16 protein-coding genes and 1 tRNA gene are annotated in these 15,291 nt (G+C 72.2%); 6 read left to right on the forward strand and 11 right to left on the reverse strand.

All coding sequences use genetic code 11. From position 1 onward, the window contains the following. Nucleotides 1–411 precede the first annotated feature (411 nt). Nucleotides 412–493: transfer RNA gene (locus AB0M16_RS22260), tRNA-Leu, on the forward strand. Nucleotides 494–615: 122 nt separating this feature from the next. After that, a complete protein-coding gene (locus tag AB0M16_RS22265) occupies nucleotides 616–1,515 on the forward strand; it encodes a Bax inhibitor-1/YccA family protein (RefSeq protein ID WP_365345447.1) in 900 nt (299 codons plus the stop codon). Between the two features lie 71 nt (nucleotides 1,516–1,586). On the opposite strand, the gene AB0M16_RS22270 is transcribed toward AB0M16_RS22265, so the two are convergent. Beyond that, nucleotides 1,587–2,147, reverse strand: coding sequence for a TetR/AcrR family transcriptional regulator (locus tag AB0M16_RS22270; RefSeq protein WP_365345449.1), 561 nt, complete (start codon nucleotides 2,145–2,147; stop codon nucleotides 1,587–1,589). 73 nt (nucleotides 2,148–2,220) lie between these two features. Continuing rightward, nucleotides 2,221–2,451 (reverse strand): DUF4287 domain-containing protein, encoded by a 231-nt coding sequence (locus AB0M16_RS22275; protein WP_365345451.1) that lies wholly within the window; start codon nucleotides 2,449–2,451, stop codon nucleotides 2,221–2,223. Between the two features lie 100 nt (nucleotides 2,452–2,551). Between AB0M16_RS22275 and AB0M16_RS22280 the strand changes: the two genes are divergently transcribed. After that, complete coding sequence (locus AB0M16_RS22280) at nucleotides 2,552–2,878, forward strand: hypothetical protein (RefSeq protein ID WP_365345453.1); 327 nt, start codon at nucleotides 2,552–2,554, stop codon at nucleotides 2,876–2,878. Nucleotides 2,879–2,904: 26 nt separating this feature from the next. Here the strand turns inward: AB0M16_RS22280 and AB0M16_RS22285 are convergent, their stop codons facing one another. The 3 genes from AB0M16_RS22285 to AB0M16_RS22295 form a co-directional block, all read right to left on the reverse strand. After that, complete coding sequence (locus AB0M16_RS22285; protein ID WP_365345455.1) at nucleotides 2,905–3,801, reverse strand: hypothetical protein; 897 nt, start codon at nucleotides 3,799–3,801, stop codon at nucleotides 2,905–2,907. 269 nt (nucleotides 3,802–4,070) lie between these two features. Beyond that, nucleotides 4,071–5,291, reverse strand: a complete 1,221-nt coding sequence (locus tag AB0M16_RS22290) for an acetyl-CoA C-acetyltransferase (protein WP_365345457.1) — start codon at nucleotides 5,289–5,291, stop codon at nucleotides 4,071–4,073. A 238-nt stretch (nucleotides 5,292–5,529) separates the two neighbouring features. After that, entirely contained in the window at nucleotides 5,530–6,579 is a 1,050-nt protein-coding gene (locus tag AB0M16_RS22295; protein ID WP_365345459.1) for an SGNH/GDSL hydrolase family protein, read from the reverse strand. 114 nt (nucleotides 6,580–6,693) lie between these two features. On the opposite strand from AB0M16_RS22295, the gene AB0M16_RS22300 reads away from it, so the two are divergent. Then, complete coding sequence (locus AB0M16_RS22300; RefSeq protein ID WP_365345462.1) at nucleotides 6,694–8,091, forward strand: cystathionine beta-synthase; 1,398 nt, start codon at nucleotides 6,694–6,696, stop codon at nucleotides 8,089–8,091. Nucleotides 8,092–8,441: 350 nt separating this feature from the next. Next, nucleotides 8,442–9,275: a MurR/RpiR family transcriptional regulator gene (locus AB0M16_RS22305; RefSeq protein WP_365345464.1), complete on the forward strand. Its 834-nt coding sequence runs from the start codon at nucleotides 8,442–8,444 to the stop codon at nucleotides 9,273–9,275. A gap of 13 nt (nucleotides 9,276–9,288) precedes the next feature. Here AB0M16_RS22305 and AB0M16_RS22310 read toward each other — a convergent pair whose 3' ends face one another. From AB0M16_RS22310 to AB0M16_RS22335, 6 genes are all read right to left on the reverse strand, one after another. Continuing rightward, a complete protein-coding gene (locus AB0M16_RS22310) occupies nucleotides 9,289–9,660 on the reverse strand; it encodes a hypothetical protein (RefSeq protein WP_365345466.1) in 372 nt (123 codons plus the stop codon). Nucleotides 9,661–9,710: 50 nt separating this feature from the next. Then, a complete protein-coding gene (locus AB0M16_RS22315; RefSeq protein ID WP_365345468.1) occupies nucleotides 9,711–10,145 on the reverse strand; it encodes a roadblock/LC7 domain-containing protein in 435 nt (144 codons plus the stop codon). After that, nucleotides 10,145–10,927, reverse strand: a complete 783-nt coding sequence (locus AB0M16_RS22320) for a transcriptional regulator (protein WP_365345470.1) — start codon at nucleotides 10,925–10,927, stop codon at nucleotides 10,145–10,147. Before AB0M16_RS22320 ends, AB0M16_RS22315 begins: the two co-directional genes overlap by 1 nt. Beyond that, nucleotides 10,924–11,364, reverse strand: a complete 441-nt coding sequence (locus tag AB0M16_RS22325) for a hypothetical protein (protein WP_365345472.1) — start codon at nucleotides 11,362–11,364, stop codon at nucleotides 10,924–10,926. Before AB0M16_RS22325 ends, AB0M16_RS22320 begins: the two co-directional genes overlap by 4 nt. A 173-nt stretch (nucleotides 11,365–11,537) precedes the next feature. Beyond that, nucleotides 11,538–12,017: an SRPBCC family protein gene (locus AB0M16_RS22330; RefSeq protein WP_365345474.1), complete on the reverse strand. Its 480-nt coding sequence runs from the start codon at nucleotides 12,015–12,017 to the stop codon at nucleotides 11,538–11,540. Further along, nucleotides 12,014–13,396 carry a diaminopimelate decarboxylase gene (locus tag AB0M16_RS22335; protein WP_365345476.1) on the reverse strand — a complete coding sequence of 461 codons (1,383 nt, stop codon included), beginning with the start codon at nucleotides 13,394–13,396 and terminating at the stop codon, nucleotides 12,014–12,016. Before AB0M16_RS22335 ends, AB0M16_RS22330 begins: the two co-directional genes overlap by 4 nt. Before the next feature lie 109 nt (nucleotides 13,397–13,505). Here AB0M16_RS22335 and hutU point away from each other — a divergent pair, with 109 nt between their 5' ends. Continuing rightward, nucleotides 13,506–15,182: a urocanate hydratase gene (gene hutU / locus AB0M16_RS22340; RefSeq protein WP_365345478.1), complete on the forward strand. Its 1,677-nt coding sequence runs from the start codon at nucleotides 13,506–13,508 to the stop codon at nucleotides 15,180–15,182. Nucleotides 15,183–15,291 lie beyond the last annotated feature (109 nt).

A 15,291-nucleotide genomic window follows, 5' to 3' on the forward strand; every position in this document is an offset into this window, starting at 1 on the left:
CGGCTGCTCGGGAACCATTCCATCGTGTCGAACGTCAGGGCGCCGGACGTCCGTCCACGTGCCCGTTCCCGGGGCAGCCTCGAGTCGGACCGCCGGGGTGCCCCGTCATCCTGAGGTATGACGGCGACCCTGAGGAGCGCCCCCGTTCGGGTGTGCCGGGGATGTGCCGGAGGTGTGCGGGCGCGGTGCGGGCGAGGTGACACATTCCGCCCGGATCCGGCGGCGAGTTTTCGTCAATCCGGGGGCCTCACCTTTGCTGCTGCGACCCCTGTCACACTTCGTCAGAAGGCCCCTCACCTGCACTGACGCACCCTCAGGTGTCAATAAAATAAGACAACATCGGGTCGCTGTTCCGCTGAACGGGCGACGCGCCCCGATAGGCTCCTGTGCCAACGCGGAGCTTCGCGCCACGCCCGGATGGTGGAATGCAGACACGGCGAGCTTAAACCTCGCTGGCCTTCGGGCCGTACCGGTTCGAATCCGGTTCCGGGCACTCCTCGCCCCCGCACTCCTCGACACGATCGTATAAAGATCCTCCCCGAGCACGAGGGAGTTCCTTTTGCCTTCCTATTACTCTTGACGCAAGGCCGCGCAGTGCGGCCATGGAGGAGTGAGATGAGGAGCAGCAACCCGGTCTTCTCGCGACGGGGGTTCAGCCGCGACAACGGCTACGCCGGCTTCAACGCGCAGCAGCCGCAGGCCGGGGGCCCCGCCGTTGGAACCAACCCGTACGCCACCGGCAACCCGTACGCCGAGGGTGCGACCAACCCCTACGCGACCAATCCGTACGCGCCGCAGGACACCCTGGGCGCGCCGCAGCAGGCCCGCGGCAACGTCATGACCATCGACGACGTCGTCAGCCGTACGGCGATGACGCTCGGCACGGTCGTGCTCACCGCCGTCCTGGCCTGGCTGCTGCTGCCGGTCGACCCGGCGAACCTGGGCAAGTCCTACGGCATCGGCATCGGCGCGGGTCTGGTGGCCCTGGTCCTGTCGCTCGTCCAGTCGTTCAAGCGCAAGCCGTCGCCGGCGCTGATCCTCGGCTACGCGGCCTTCGAGGGTGTCTTCCTCGGTGTGATCTCCGCCGCCGTCTCGACGTACATCGCCGACGGTGTCGTCGCCCAGGCGGTGCTCGGCACGATGGCGGTCTTCGCCGGCGTGCTGATCGCCTACAAGATGCGCTGGATCCGCGTCACCCGCCGCTTCTACGGCTTCGTGATGGCGGCCGCGATCGGCTTCGTGCTGCTGATGGCGGTCAACCTGCTGTTCGCCGTCTTCGGCGGCGGTGACGGCCTCGGCTTCCGCAGCGGCGGCCTCGGCATCCTGTTCGGCGTCATCGGCATCATCCTCGGTGCCTGCTTCCTGGCCCTCGACTTCAAGCAGGTCGAAGACGGGATCACCTACGGCGCTCCGCGCGAGGAGTCCTGGCTGGCGGCCTTCGGCCTCACCATGACGCTGGTGTGGATCTACATGGAGTTCCTGCGCCTGCTGTCGATCCTCCAGGGCGACGACTGACGCACCGCGTGACACGGGAAGGGCCCGTCCGGCATCCGCCGGGCGGGCCCTTCCCCGTTTCCCGGGCGCCCTCACGGCACGTGGGCGTCGAGCAGCACCCTGGCCGCGTCCTTGGCCTGCGCCGCCGGTTCCGAGGTGCCGTGGATGCCCGCGACGGCCATGGCGCCGTTGGCGAGCAGGGCCAGCTGGTCGGCGAGTGCGGGCGGGGCGTTCATGGCCGTGGTCTGCTCGGCGAAGTAGTCCCGCAGGGCCTGCTTGTGTCCGCGGGCGATCTCCGCGATGTCGGGTGAGATGCCGCCCATCTCGCCGAAGGTGTTGATGAAGGCGCAGCCCCGGAAGGAGGGGGCGGCGAACCAGTCGCCGAGGTAGTCGAAGACCGCCAGGGCCCGCTGGTAGGGGTTGGTGGCATGGGTGGCGCCGTGGGCCGCGATGGCCTCGCGCATGGCGCTGTCACGGCGTGTGAGGACCGCCCAGACCAGGTGGTCCTTGGAGGGGTAGAGCTGGTACAGGCGTTTCAGCGAGACGCCGGACGCGCCACGGATGGCGTCCATCCCCACGGCCTGGACGCCCTTCTCGTCGAACAGGGCCTCGGCCGTCTCCAGGAGTTTCAGCTCGGCGGTCTCGGCGTCCATGACCGGTCACCCCTCGCAGAGAACCATCGTTCTCCCACTCTATCCGGGCGGGAGAACGACGGCTCCCGGTCCGTCAGAGCATGCGGCGGGCCGCCCGGCGGAGGTCGTACTCGTGGATGATCGCCTTGGCGTGGCCGTAGGCGAGACCGTGTTCGCCCCGCAGCCAGCTGACCTTCTCTTCGAAGCGGATGAGGGAGGGGCCCTCCTCGACGGCCTTCAACCAGTCGGCGATCTCACGACCGGTGCAGTGCGGGATGCGGGCGAGCAGGTTGCGATGGGTCTCTTCGGAGAAAGTGTGGGACATCGGCGCCTCCGGACGCGTTGTGCCGTGTGCTCCTTCACGCCACCGTGCCCCAGCGTTCGCCCGTTGGCAATGGTCCCCGGACGGCGCGTAGGGTCGCGGAGTGCGCGATACGAGTGAACTGACCGCCGCCGCAGAGCGGTTCGCCGACCGGCTGCGGGCCGCCCCGCACAGCCGGCTCCAGCGCGGCGCGGCCGCCGAAGGACTGGCGCTGGCCAGGGAGTTGGCCGTCCGGGCGCAGCGTCTGGAGTTCCCGGACCGGGAGCCGAGGACCATGCCGGACGCGGGGGTGTTCGTGGTCGCCGACCAGCTGGCGGTGGCCGCCGCGGATCTGGCCGAAACATTGCGAACGGCCCCGGGCGCCCCCGAGGGGGAGCTGGACGAGGCCGTGGGACTGGTGCGGGCCGCGCAGGCCCGCGCCGGGTTGTAGCGCGCCTCCCGGCGCACCGAGCGGGCTCACATGCTGGCGATCACGCGGTCCGCGAGGATGTACACGTTGTCCTCGACCGCGTCGCCGCACGAGAAGGTCAGGGCGTAGGCGCCGGAGACGCCCGAGCCGCCGAGCAGGACCGGGCTGCGGCCGGACCGGAGGGCTTCGGCGAGCCGCTCGGCGGTCTCGCGGTGGCCGGGGGTCATGCAGAGCGTCGTGCCGTCGGCGAAGACGTACACGTCCAGCGTGCCCAGCGGGCCGGGGCGGACGTCCGTCAGGGCCGTGCGCGTGTCGGCGAGCTCCTCCAGGCGCGCCACCGTGCGCTCGTGGTCGGTGACGACGGGAGTGCGGACCGGCACGAAGTCCGGGTGCGAGGGGTGGCGGCGGCGGGCCGCGGCCAGCTCGGGGGAGTCCTCCGGGTACTCGTCGGCCGCGGTGAGCTCGGGGAACTCCTCCAGCTCCGCGAAGGTGTCGAAGGGGTCGAGCGCGTCCTGGGCGTCCCGCGCCTCGCGGCCGTCGAGCGCGGCGGCCTCCGCCTCCATGGCCTCCAGGGCCATCGCCTCCAGGCCCACGAAGTCGGCCTGGCGCGGCACGTAGTACGGGCCCTCCTCGGTGGGACCGGCCAGACCGCCGAGCAGCGACGGGGCGTCGGCGGCGTCCCGGGCCTCCTGGGCGGCCCAGAAGGCGCGCGCCTCGGCGAGCTCGCGCTCGCGCTCCTCGGCCAGGGCGTCGGCGACCGCGGCCCGTATCTCGGCGGCCGGCGTCTGACGGGCGGCCGGCACGGACAGACCCTGCGCCGCGGCGAGTTCGCCACGCAGCGCGGTGACCTGCTTACGGAGAGCGTGGGCGGAGTGCAGGGCGGCGGCACCCACGGCCGTGGCAGCGGCCGTGGTCACCAGCAGGGCAAGAGACAGTGCGCTCACTGACGTACTCCCGATTCCGAGTCGATCCCCCGACTTCCTACATCAGCTTGTCGTGGGGTGCCGCCACCTGTCAGTGCATTACGTCACGAAATGGACAGGTATTTGTGCCTGGTGTTTAGTCCCGAACCGGCTGTGACCTGGGAAAACGACTCTCCCCCGGGATGTATGTCACATCCTGGGGGAGATTCGGTCACGGCTTGGACGCGAGGTGGTTGTTCCGTGCTCTCCGTGGAGATCGCGCGATCACCTCAGGCGATCACCTCAGGCGATCAGCTCAGCCGCTCGATGACCATGGCCATGCCCTGGCCGCCGCCCACGCACATGGTCTCCAGGCCGAACTGCTTGTCGTGGAACTGGAGGCTGTTGATGAGCGTGCCGGTGATGCGGGCGCCCGTCATGCCGAACGGGTGGCCGACGGCGATGGCGCCGCCGTTGACGTTGACCTTGTCCAGGTCGAAGCCCAGGTCGCGGTACGAGGGGATGACCTGCGCGGCGAAGGCCTCGTTGATCTCGACCAGGTCGATGTCGCTCGTGGTCAGGCCGGCCCGCTGCAGGGCCTGCTTCGACGCCTCGACCGGGCCGAGGCCCATGATCTCGGGGGAGAGGCCGGAGACGCCGGTGGAGACGATCCGGGCCAGCGGGGTCAGGCCCAGCTCGCGCGCCTTGGTGTCGGACATGATCACGAGGGCGGCGGCGCCGTCGTTGAGCGGGCAGCAGTTGCCGGCGGTGACCAGGCCGTCGGGGCGGAAGACCGGCTTGAGGCCGGAGACGCCCTCCAGGGTGACGCCGGCGCGCGGGCCGTCGTCCGCGGAGACGACGGTGCCGTCGGGGAGCGTCACCGGGGTGATCTCGCGCTCCCAGAAGCCGTTCTTGATGGCCTGCTCGGCGAGGTTCTGCGAGCGCACGCCGAACTCGTCCATGTCCTGGCGGGTGACGCCCTTCCAGCGCGCCAGGTTCTCGGCGGTCTGGCCCATGGCGATGTACGCGTCGGGGACGATGCCGTCCTCGCGCGGGTCGTGCCAGGTGGAGCCCTCGGAGGCGGCGACCTCGGCGGTGCGGGCCTCGGCCTCGGCGAAGAACGGGTTGTGCGTGTCCGGCAGCGAGTCGGAGTTGCCCTTCACGAAGCGCGACACCATCTCGACACCGGCCGAGATGAAGACGTCGCCCTCGCCCGCCTTGATCGCGTGCAGCGCCATGCGGGAGGTCTGCAGCGAGGAGGAGCAGTAGCGGGTGATGGTGCAGCCGGGGAGGTGGTCCATCCCCATCTGGACGGCCACGATCCGGCCCAGGTTGTTGCCCTGCTCGCCACCGGGCAGACCGCAGCCGAGCATCAGGTCGTCGATGTCGCGCGGGTCCAGCTCGGGGACCTTGGCGAGGGCGGCCTGGATGATCGTGGCGGTCAGGTCGTCGGGCCGCAGGTCCTTCAGGGAGCCCTTGAAGGCCCGGCCGATCGGCGAGCGGGCGGTCGAGACGATGACGGCTTCGGGCATCACGGCTCCAGGAGGGTGCTGGGTGGGCGGACTGAAAGGGAAGTTACCCGTACGTACCGCGCGTGGTCACCGGGGACGGACTGTGATGCGGGCCTCTTTTCTAAGCGCCCGCTCAGCGCGCCCGACTCCCGCCCCCAGTGTCCCTCCCGACGGCGACGGTGGGGAGGGGTCCGGGGGCCGGAGCGGGGAGGGTGCGTCCGGGCCGCTCGGGGGGTGCGGCGGGCCGCCGCACCTCCGGTCAGGGTTCGCGCGAGAGGCGGGCGTCCCGGTCGGTGGGGCGGGGCGGCGGAGGGGTGTCCGCGGGCTCCGCGCCTCCCGGTCCGGCCGGCTCCGGGAGCCGGCGCCGACGGCGGTGCTTGAGCAGGGCCCACGGCGCGCGGGCGCCCGTGACCTCGGTGCCGCCCTCCTTGACCGCCTCGGCCGCCGCCTTCGCCACCGGCAGCATGTCCTCGTGCCGGTCCACGTCGATCCGGTCCGCCTCCGGCCACACCCCGAGCGCCGCGCACAACGTCGGCAGCAGGGCCATCGCCGCCGTCGCGTAGCCCTCCGCCGAGGGGTGGAAGTTGTCGACCCCGAACATCTCGCGCGGGTTCGCCGCGAACTCCGGGCCCAGCAGGTCGCCCAGCGACACCGTGCGCCCGCCCTGCTCGACGACCACGATGGTCTGCGCCGCCGCCAGCTGCCGCGAGGCCCGCCGGGCCAACCAGCGCAGCGGCTGGTAGACCGGCTCGATCGTGCCCAGGTCCGGGCAGGTGCCGACCACCACCTCCGCGCCCGCGGTCCGCAGCCGCCGTACCGCCGCGGCCAGGCAGCGCACGGACTGGGTGGCCGGCAGCCGGTGCGTGACGTCGTTCGCGCCGATCATGATCACGCACACGTCCGGCGCTCCGGCCGGTGCCGCGAGCAGCAGCGACACCTGGCGCTCCAGGTCGTCGGAGCACGCTCCCGACAGGGCCACGTTCCGCAGGTCCACCGGGCGCTCGGCGACCGCCGCCAGCCCGGAGGCGAGCAGCGCGCCAGGCGTCTGCCCCGTGCGGCGCACGCCCTGACCCGCCGCGGTGGAATCACCCAGAAGGGCCAGCCGCAGCGGGGTCGCGGCGTCGTACGAGCGCCCGTACCGGCCGTCCGCGCCCGGTGGCAGCGGTGCGACCCCGCCGCCGACCGACCTCTTGGCCAGCTGCACCTCGGCCAGGAGGACCCCCACGGCCGCCACACCGAGCAGGCCGATGCTCCCGCCGCCGTACGCCGCACCCGCCGCGATCCGCCGTGCCACCCTCGCCCTGGACATCGGGGCCGTCACCTCCTTCAAGCCGTCTCTCGTGTAACTGCCCCGTAAGCGGCTCCGCCTACGCATTCCACGGAATACGCTGGCTGCACCATTACGGAGACCCCGGAGATTACGGTGCAATTCCACGACTCGATGATCAGCCTCGTCGGCAACACCCCGCTGGTGAAGCTCAACAACGTCACCACCGGCATTCAGGCGACCGTCCTGGCCAAGGTCGAGTACTTCAACCCGGGCGGGTCGGTCAAGGACCGCATCGCCCTGCGCATGATCGAGGCGGCCGAGGAGAGCGGTGCGCTCAAGCCCGGCGGCACCATCGTCGAGCCCACGTCCGGCAACACCGGCGTCGGTCTGGCGATCGTGGCCCAGCAGAAGGGCTACAAGTGCATCTTCGTCTGCCCCGACAAGGTGTCCACGGACAAGATCAACGTGCTGCGCGCCTACGGCGCCGAGGTCGTCGTCTGCCCCACGGCCGTCGACCCGGAGCACCCCGACTCGTACTACAACGTCTCGGACCGCCTGGTCCGTGAGACGCCGGGCGCCTGGAAGCCCGACCAGTACTCCAACCCGAACAACCCGCGCTCGCACTACGAGACCACCGGCCCCGAGCTGTGGGACCAGACGGACGGGAAGATCACCCACTTCGTCGCGGGCGTCGGCACCGGCGGCACCATCTCGGGTACCGGCAAGTACCTGAAGGAGGTCAGCGGCGGCAAGGTCCAGATCGTCGGCGCCGACCCGGAGGGCTCGGTCTACTCGGGCGGCTCCGGACGGCCGTACCTGGTCGAGGGTGTCGGCGAGGACTTCTGGCCCACCGCCTACGACGCCTCGGTCACCGACCGCATCGTCGCGGTCTCGGACAAGGACTCCTTCCAGATGACCCGCCGCCTCGCCAAGGAGGAGGGCCTGCTGGTGGGCGGCTCCTGCGGCATGGCGGTCGTCGCCGCCCTGGAGGTCGCCCGCGAGCTCGGCCCCGACGACGTCGTGGTCGTGCTGCTGCCGGACTCCGGCCGCGGCTACCTGTCGAAGATCTTCAACGACGAGTGGATGGCCGACTACGGCTTCCTGGAGGACACCACGTCCGCCACGGTCGCCGACGTCCTCAGCCACAAGTCGCACGGCATGCCGTCGCTCGTCCACATGCACCCGGACGAGACCGTCGGCCAGGCCATCGAGGTGCTGCGCGAGTACGGCGTCTCGCAGATGCCGGTCGTCAAGCCGGGCGCCGGTCACCCCGACGTCATGGCTGCCGAGGTCGTCGGCTCGGTCGTCGAGCGGGAGCTCCTGAACGCCCTCTTCACGCAGAAGGCGTCCCTGGAGGACCCGCTCGAGGACCACATGTCCGGCCCGCTGCCGCAGGTCGGCTCGGGTGAGCCGGTCGCCGACCTGATGACCGCGCTCGGCGACGCCGACGCGGCCATCGTCCTGGTCGAGGGCAAGCCGACCGACGTGGTCAGCCGCCAGGACCTGCTCGCCTTCCTGGCCGCCAACGGCGGTACCAAGAAGCAGCACTGACACCGCGGCACCCGCTGCCGGGCGGCTGCGGGTGCGCGTTCGCGCAAACGGTACGAGCGCGACACGTACCCGCAGCACCCGCTTAACAAGGCTCCGGCAGAGTGATTCCCGTCGGCGTCACGGACACCCGGAGCGGCTCCCGGAACTCCACGCACGTCGCGGACGCGGACCGGCCCTGACCCGGGCCCGTGTCCCTCGCGGGGACCGCCGTCGTCCCGCCCCCCGGAAACGGGGGTGCGGCGGTCCCCGCGCAATCCTCCTCCCCGGTCCCTCCCGCCCCTTCTCTTGCCTGTCTGCATATGTTCATGCAGAGTTCCAGGTGGATGAATAGGTGGAGGAAGGGGGACGGCATGAGCGACAGCCCGGCCGGACGGCTGCAGGCGCTCTTCGAGGGGCACCGGCTGACGCCGACCCAGCGGCGGATCGCGCACTGCATGGTGCGGCGCGCCGCCGACGTCCCGTTCCTGTCCAGCGTCGAGCTGGCCGAGCTCGCCGGGGTCAGCCAGCCTTCCGTCACCCGCTTCGCCGTGGCCCTCGGCTTCGACGGCTACCCGGCGCTGCGCAAGCACCTGCGCGAGAGCGTGCCCGTGGTCGCCGAGGAGCGCGCCGGGCACAACGAGTACCAGCAGGCCGTGCTCGGAGAGATCGAGAACCTGCAGCACCTCGCCGAGCTGCTCGCCGACCCCACGCCCGTCGAGCGGGCGGGCCGGCTGCTCGCGGCCTCGCGACCGCTGCCCGTGCTCGGGCTGCGGGCCGCCTCCTCGCAGGCCCGGGGCTTCGCCTACTTCGCCGGCAAGGTCCATCCGGACGTCCGGCTGCTCGACGAGGGCGGCTCGATGCTCGATGACCGCCTCGACGCGGCCGTCCGGGCCGGGGCCACGGCGCTGCTGTGCTTCGCGTTGCCCCGGCATCCGCGCGAGGTCGTCGATGCTCTGGCGTACGCCCGCTCGGCCGGCCTCGCGGTGGTGACCGTCGCCGAGTCGGCTTTCGCGCCCGTCGCCGCCCACAGCGACCTGCTCATCCCGGCCGCCGTGGGCACCGGCCTCGCCTTCGACACCGCGTGCGCGCCGATGCTGCTCGGCCGGGTGCTCCTGGAGGCGATGGCGGACGAGCTGCCGGACGCGCAGGCCCGCCTGGAGGAGTTCGACGTGAAGGCCGCGGCTCGCGGCCTGTTCGTCGACTGAGCCGCGCGCGGCGTCAGACCTCCAGTTCGTCGCCGATCTTCTTCAGCTGGTGCCGGGCCATCGCCAGGTTCGCCCGGTTCTTGTCCAGTGCGAGGTAGAGGAACAGGCCGTTGGCGTTCCGGGACCTCATCAGGCGGATCAGGTGGTACTGGCCGCCGAGGGTGATGAGGATGTCCTCGATCTCGTCCTTGAGGCCCAGCATCTCCATCGTGCGGACCTTGGCGCGGACCACGTCCGTGTTGCCGGCCGCCGCCATGTTCAGGTCGAGCTCCTTGCCGCCTCCGATGGTGCCGAGGGCCATGCCGCTCGTGTAGTCGACGAGGGCGGCGCCGATGGCGCCTTCGATCTGGGCCGTTTCCTTCAGGGAGGTCTCGGTGTTCGCCATGGTTCTTCCTTCGTGAGAGTGGGAGATGAGGGGTGATCGTGTCTCTGCGTTCAGTTCAGGTCTCTGCGCTCCAGTGCCTCGTTCACGAGCTCGCCTATCCGGGCGCTGGACCGGCGGGCCTCCAGATGGAGCCGGCCGACGTTGATCTTGGGTTGGGCGAGCAGGGTGAGGACCGCCGAGCCGCCCGCCGCGTACGTCGCCACGTAGCCGTGCTCGCCGCGGACCAGGAGCTCGCGGAAGCCGCCCTGCCCCGTCGTGTCGGCGAGCCGCTGCCCGACGCCGAGCGCGGCGGCCGTCAGCGCGGCCACGCTCTCCGCCTCGACGTCCACGGCGTCCTGGGCGAGCACCAGACCGTCGGCGCTGGCCGCGAGGGCCCCGGTGAGCTGGGGCAGCCGGGCCCGCAGGCGTCTCAGCTCGACGAGCACCTCGGCTTCTGCGGTCATCATTTGTCTCCTCTCGGCGCGCAGGCGCAGGGCACGCCTCATCACAGAGCTGCCTCCAGGGCGTCACGGAGCCGACGGAGCAGGGCGATGTCGGGGTCGTGGGTGGCGACCTCGCCGACCCACGCGGGTACGGCGGGCGGGTCCGGCGGGGGTTCTTCGTACGGGGTCTCCACCAGGCCTGCCGCAGCCAGGCGCCGTATGTCGAGCAGGGTGTGGAAGGCGGGCCGGCCGAGCAGCCGGGCGATGTCCGCCGGGGTGCGGACCCCGTCGGCGGCGGCGAGCAGGGCCCGCTGCCGGGTGCCCACCGGCTGCCCGGGGGAGGCGCGGCGGGTCACGACGGGCGCGCTGTCGACGGCCGGGTAGGGCCAGACGGCGTCGAGGAGCTCGCGGCGGCGCAGGGTCTCGCGCTCGACGGCCCCGGTGTCGACCGGCCGCACCGTGCCGAACCAGTGCCCCACGCCGTACCGGAAGCGGGTCGGGCCGCTGGCGGGCCCGAGGGCGAAGAAGGCGGCGTCGAAGACGGCGCCGAGGTGGCAGATCTCCAGCTCGCCGTCGTGCAGCCGGCCGCTGTCGACGAGGAAGCGGCCGACGGCGCCGCGCGCCCCGGCCCGGTCCACGGCCTCGTCCCAGCCCTCGCGGGCCAGTCGCCCGCCCGCCGTGAGGAGCACGTCGACGCCGGGGGAGCTGGGACTCTCGGCGTGCACGACGCGCCCGTCGACCAGGTAGAGCGTGCCGTGGTCGCGGAGCAGGGCGCCGGTGGCCTTCTCGGCGGCGAGGCGGGTGAGCATCGGGGAGACGGTCGTGGCCGTCGCCGTGGCGGTCATCCGAGCACCAGCCTTTCGGCGAGGTCGCCGAGCCTGATGCGGGCGAGGGCGAGGTTGCCGGTGTCGCGGTCCAGCCACAGGTGCAGGAAGACGCTGCTGTCGAAGGCGGTCTCCACGAAACGGATGACGTGGTAGCCGGCGCGGGTCGTGACGATCAGGTCCTCGACGGGCGGGACGGCGTCCTGCGCTGTGGCGTCCTGCGGCGCGGCGCCCGCCGGCGCGCCGTCCACGGGTATCGCGTCCGGTCCGGGGGGTGACTCGAACTCGGCGGCCGCGCGGGCCAGTTCGGCGCTCTCCGCGGCGGTGGTCTCGTGGTCGCCGACCGGGGACTCGCCCGCCGCCCCGAGGGCCAGTCCGCTGGTCCAGTCGACCAGCCAGGCCCCGCGTGCCCCCGGCAGGCTCATGGCCTCCAGCAGACACTCGTCGATTCCGGGCACGCGTGATCCCCTCCCGATGCGGCGTGCGGACGTACGGCAGTAACGGTGACGCTACTCAACGTCCTCATCGCCGGGGGGAGTTCCGGCATTTTCCAATGGAATTTGTCAGAGGCTGATCGACGGTTGGCCGGGAGGTGATCGGCAGCGCTCCGAAGGGGCGCCGGGAAAGCCTCTCAGGCCCGGCTCTCGACCGCCCGCGCGATCTCGTCCAGGTCCTTGCCGAGCGCCCGCGCCACGGCCCGCGCCCCGAAGCGCGCGAGCAGCCGGGTCACCAGGCCGGGGGCGCGGTCGTGGGCGGGGCGGGCGGTGAAGGTCATCCGCAGCGTGGTCGCGGTGGCGGAGACCGCGGGGCCCTCGGGCACGAGGGCGATCTCGGAGACGTAGTGCATGCCGTGCGAGTCGGCCACCGTGACGTAGCGGTCGGGCGGCTCGCAGACGGTCACGGTCATCTCCTCCGTGGCCTCCCGGCCCAGCATCCGCCGGGTCTCCCGCCAGCGGGTGCCCACCGCGAAGCCGCCCTCGGTGAGCACCTCGACCTTCTCGACGCCACTGAGCACCCGTGGCATGTTCCGCAGGTCGGTGATCGACTCCCAGACGCGCCCGGGGGAGGCGTTGACCCGGCGCTCGACGACGACGGAGGTGCTGTGTGTCATGGCTCCATGGGAGCACCGGACGAGGGCTCCCGCAGGGGTTGGCGCAGCAGCGCGTCGGGCCGGTCGCCGCCGGATTCCGCCACGATCTGGTCGAGGGTCTGGGCGCGGCGGACGGTCGCGAAGGCGATGCCGCCGTCCTCCGTCGGGGTGAATCCGTGCACGGCGGGCCGGGGCAGGCTGTTGTACGCGTAGTGGTGCGCGAAGCAGTACGCGCCGGTGTCCGGCACCGCGACGACGTCACCGGGTCGCAGCAGCGGCAGCGCCCGGCCGGTGGCGAGCAGGTCTCCGGCGAAGCAGGCGGGCCCGGCCACGTCCTGGAGCACCTCCTCGCCCTGCCGTGGCCGGCCCTCGGCGTCGTACGCGAGGACTCGCAGCGGCCAGGAGTCGGGGGCGTAGACGGTGCGGGTGGCCACCTGGACGCCGGCGTGGGTGACGGCGATGGGGCGGCCGCCGGAGGTCTTGGTGTACTCGACGCGGGCCAGGACCGTGCCGTGCTTGGCGAGCAGGGAGCGCCCGAACTCCGTGACGAGGGCGTAGCGCCCGTCGAGCAGCCCGGGGACGGTGGCGGCGAGCAGCCGCGCGTAGTCGGCGTGGCCCGGCGTCTCGTCGTCGGAGGCGAAGTTGACCGGGAGGCCGCCGCCGATGTCGAGGGTGTCGATCTGCTGTCGGCCGGCCTTGGCGTTGATCTCCTCGGCGAGCGCGTACGCGGCGCCGACGCCTTCGGCCATCAGGGCGAGCGGGATGCCCTGCGAGCCGGTGTGGGTGTGCAGTCGGGTGAGCCAGGGCCGGTCGAGGTAGGCCTGTACGACGGCCTCCCGCGCGCCCTCGTCGCGCAGCGCCACGCCGAACTTGGAGGTGGCGGTGGCCGTCGAGAGGGCTCCGATGGAACCGGCGCCGACCTGCGGGTTCACCCGGATCCCGAGGGGCGATGCGGTGGGCGCGGAGGCGAGCAGCGCGTCGAGCCGGTCCAGTTCCTGGAGGTTGTCGGCGTTGACGGCGATGCCGAGCGCGAGGGCCTGGCGCAGCTCGGCCGGGGTCTTCGCGGGGGAGTCGAGGACCGTACGGGTCGGGGGCACGCCGGCCGCCCGGGCCAGGGCCAGCTCGCCGGGGCTCGCGACCTCGACGCCGATCCCGGCCTCGTGCAGCAGGCGCAGGACCGGCACGAGCGGGCAGGCCTTCACTGCGAAGGCGTGCAGCACGGGTGCGTCGGTGACCTCGGCGAAAGCGCTGGTCAGGGCCGCGGCCGAGGCGCGGATGCCCTCGGTGTCGAGGAGGGCGGCGACGGGTTCGGCGGGGGAGAGGAGTCCCTGCTCGACGGCGGCGCGGACGGCCCGGTCGCGAGCGTGCGCGCGACCTTCCGCGCGGGCGGAGGAAGTCATGCGTCCATGGCATCACCCGAGGGGGCGGCTCCGCAGCTGTTGACTAAGACTATTCATCGGGTCAGGATGTGAATACCTGAATGAATAGCCGAGCATCGAGGAGCCCGCCATGTCAGGACCCCGACCCGTCCGAGCCGCGCGCGGTACGGAACTGAGCGCCCTGGGATGGCAGCAGGAAGCCGCCCTCCGGATGCTCCAGAACAACCTGGACCCCGAGGTCGCCGAGCACCCCGACAAGCTCGTCGTCTACGGCGGCACCGGCAAGGCCGCCCGTGACTGGCGTTCCTTCGACGCCATGGTCCGCACCCTGCGCACCCTCAAGCAGGACGAGACCATGCTGGTCCAGTCCGGCCGCCCGGTCGGCGTCATGCAGACCCACGAGTGGGCCCCGCGCGTCCTCATCGCCAACTCCAACCTGGTCGGCGACTGGGCCAACTGGGAGGAGTTCCGGCGCCTGGAGCAGCTCGGCCTCACCATGTACGGCCAGATGACCGCCGGCTCCTGGATCTACATCGGCACCCAGGGCATCCTCCAGGGCACCTACGAGACCTTCGCCGCCGTCGCCGCGAAGAAGTTCAACGGCACCCTGGCCGGCACCATCACCCTCACCGCCGGCCTCGGCGGCATGGGCGGCGCCCAGCCGCTGGCCGTCACCATGAACGACGGCGTCGCCATCTGCGTCGACGTCGACCCGCGCGCCATCGAGCGCCGCATCGAGCACCGCTACCTGGACGTGAAGGCCGACAACCTGGCCCACGCCCTCCAGCTCGCCGTCGAGGCCCGCGACGCCCGCAGGCCGCTCTCCATCGGCCTGCTGGGCAACGCCGCCGAGCTGGTCCCGCAGATGCTCGCCGAGGGCGCGCCCATCGACATCGTGACGGACCAGACCTCCGCCCACGACCCGCTGTCCTACCTGCCCGTCGGCGTGGCCTTCGAGGACATGGCCGACGCCGCCGCCAAGGACCCGGCCGGCTTCACCCAGCGGGCCCGCGAGTCGATGGCCAAGCACGTCGAGGCCATGGTCGGCTTCATGGACGCCGGCGCCGAGGTCTTCGACTACGGCAACTCCATCCGCGGCGAGGCCCAGCTGGCCGGCTACGACCGCGCCTTCGCCTTCCCCGGCTTCGTCCCCGCCTACATCCGCCCGCTGTTCTGCGAGGGCAAGGGCCCGTTCCGCTGGGCCGCCCTGTCCGGCGAGGCCTCCGACATCGCCAAGACCGACAAGGCGATCCTGGACCTCTTCCCGGAGAACGAGTCCCTGCACCGCTGGATCAAGATGGCCGGCGAGCGCGTCCACTTCCAGGGCCTGCCCGCGCGCATCTGCTGGCTCGGCCAGGGCGAGCGCGACAAGGCGGGCGACATGTTCAACGACATGGTCGGCAACGGCACCCTCGCCGCGCCCCTCGCCATCGGCCGCGACCACCTCGACTGCGGCTCCGTCGCCTCCCCCTACCGCGAGACCGAGGCCATGCTCGACGGCTCCGACGCCATCGCCGACTGGCCGCTGCTCAACGCCATGGTCAACGTGGCCTCCGGTGCCTCCTGGGTGTCCATCCACCACGGCGGCGGCGTCGGCATGGGCCGCTCCATCCACGCCGGCCAGGTCACCGTCGCCGACGGGACCCCGCTCGCCGGCGAGAAGATCCGCCGCGTGCTCACCAACGACCCGGGCATGGGCGTCATCCGCCACGTCGACGCCGGCTACGACATCGCCGAGCGGGTCGCCGACGAGCGCGGCGTGCGCGTCCCCATGCGCGAGGGCGGCACCGAGGAAGGCTCGGCGTGAGCCAGTCCTTCCACGCCATGTGGGCGTCGGGGGGGGGGGGCGGGCCGCCCGACCCCCCCCGGCGGGTCCCGCCCCGCCCCCGCGGGGCGGGCCGCCCCGCCGGTGGGCG

The sequence above is a fragment of the Streptomyces sp. NPDC051921 genome (assembly GCF_040680975.1).
GTDB lineage: Bacteria > Actinomycetota > Actinomycetes > Streptomycetales > Streptomycetaceae > Streptomyces.

What these genes read in the sequence shown, in the direction of transcription:
- AB0M16_RS22315 (WP_365345468.1), bottom strand. Translation starts at nt 10,145, where the DNA reads ATGAGGCGTGCCCTGCGCCTGCGCGCCGAGAGGAGACAAATGATGACC.
- AB0M16_RS22305 (WP_365345464.1), top strand. Translation starts at nt 8,442, where the DNA reads ATGAGCGACAGCCCGGCCGGACGGCTGCAGGCGCTCTTCGAGGGGCAC.
- AB0M16_RS22335 (WP_365345476.1), bottom strand. Translation starts at nt 13,396, where the DNA reads ATGACTTCCTCCGCCCGCGCGGAAGGTCGCGCGCACGCTCGCGACCGG.
- AB0M16_RS22295 (WP_365345459.1), bottom strand. Translation starts at nt 6,579, where the DNA reads ATGTCCAGGGCGAGGGTGGCACGGCGGATCGCGGCGGGTGCGGCGTAC.
- AB0M16_RS22270 (WP_365345449.1), bottom strand. Translation starts at nt 2,147, where the DNA reads ATGGACGCCGAGACCGCCGAGCTGAAACTCCTGGAGACGGCCGAGGCC.
- hutU (WP_365345478.1), top strand. Translation starts at nt 13,506, where the DNA reads ATGTCAGGACCCCGACCCGTCCGAGCCGCGCGCGGTACGGAACTGAGC.
- AB0M16_RS22265 (WP_365345447.1), top strand. Translation starts at nt 616, where the DNA reads ATGAGGAGCAGCAACCCGGTCTTCTCGCGACGGGGGTTCAGCCGCGAC.
- AB0M16_RS22330 (WP_365345474.1), bottom strand. Translation starts at nt 12,017, where the DNA reads ATGACACACAGCACCTCCGTCGTCGTCGAGCGCCGGGTCAACGCCTCC.
- AB0M16_RS22275 (WP_365345451.1), bottom strand. Translation starts at nt 2,451, where the DNA reads ATGTCCCACACTTTCTCCGAAGAGACCCATCGCAACCTGCTCGCCCGC.
- AB0M16_RS22320 (WP_365345470.1), bottom strand. Translation starts at nt 10,927, where the DNA reads ATGACCGCCACGGCGACGGCCACGACCGTCTCCCCGATGCTCACCCGC.
- AB0M16_RS22290 (WP_365345457.1), bottom strand. Translation starts at nt 5,291, where the DNA reads ATGCCCGAAGCCGTCATCGTCTCGACCGCCCGCTCGCCGATCGGCCGG.
- AB0M16_RS22310 (WP_365345466.1), bottom strand. Translation starts at nt 9,660, where the DNA reads ATGGCGAACACCGAGACCTCCCTGAAGGAAACGGCCCAGATCGAAGGC.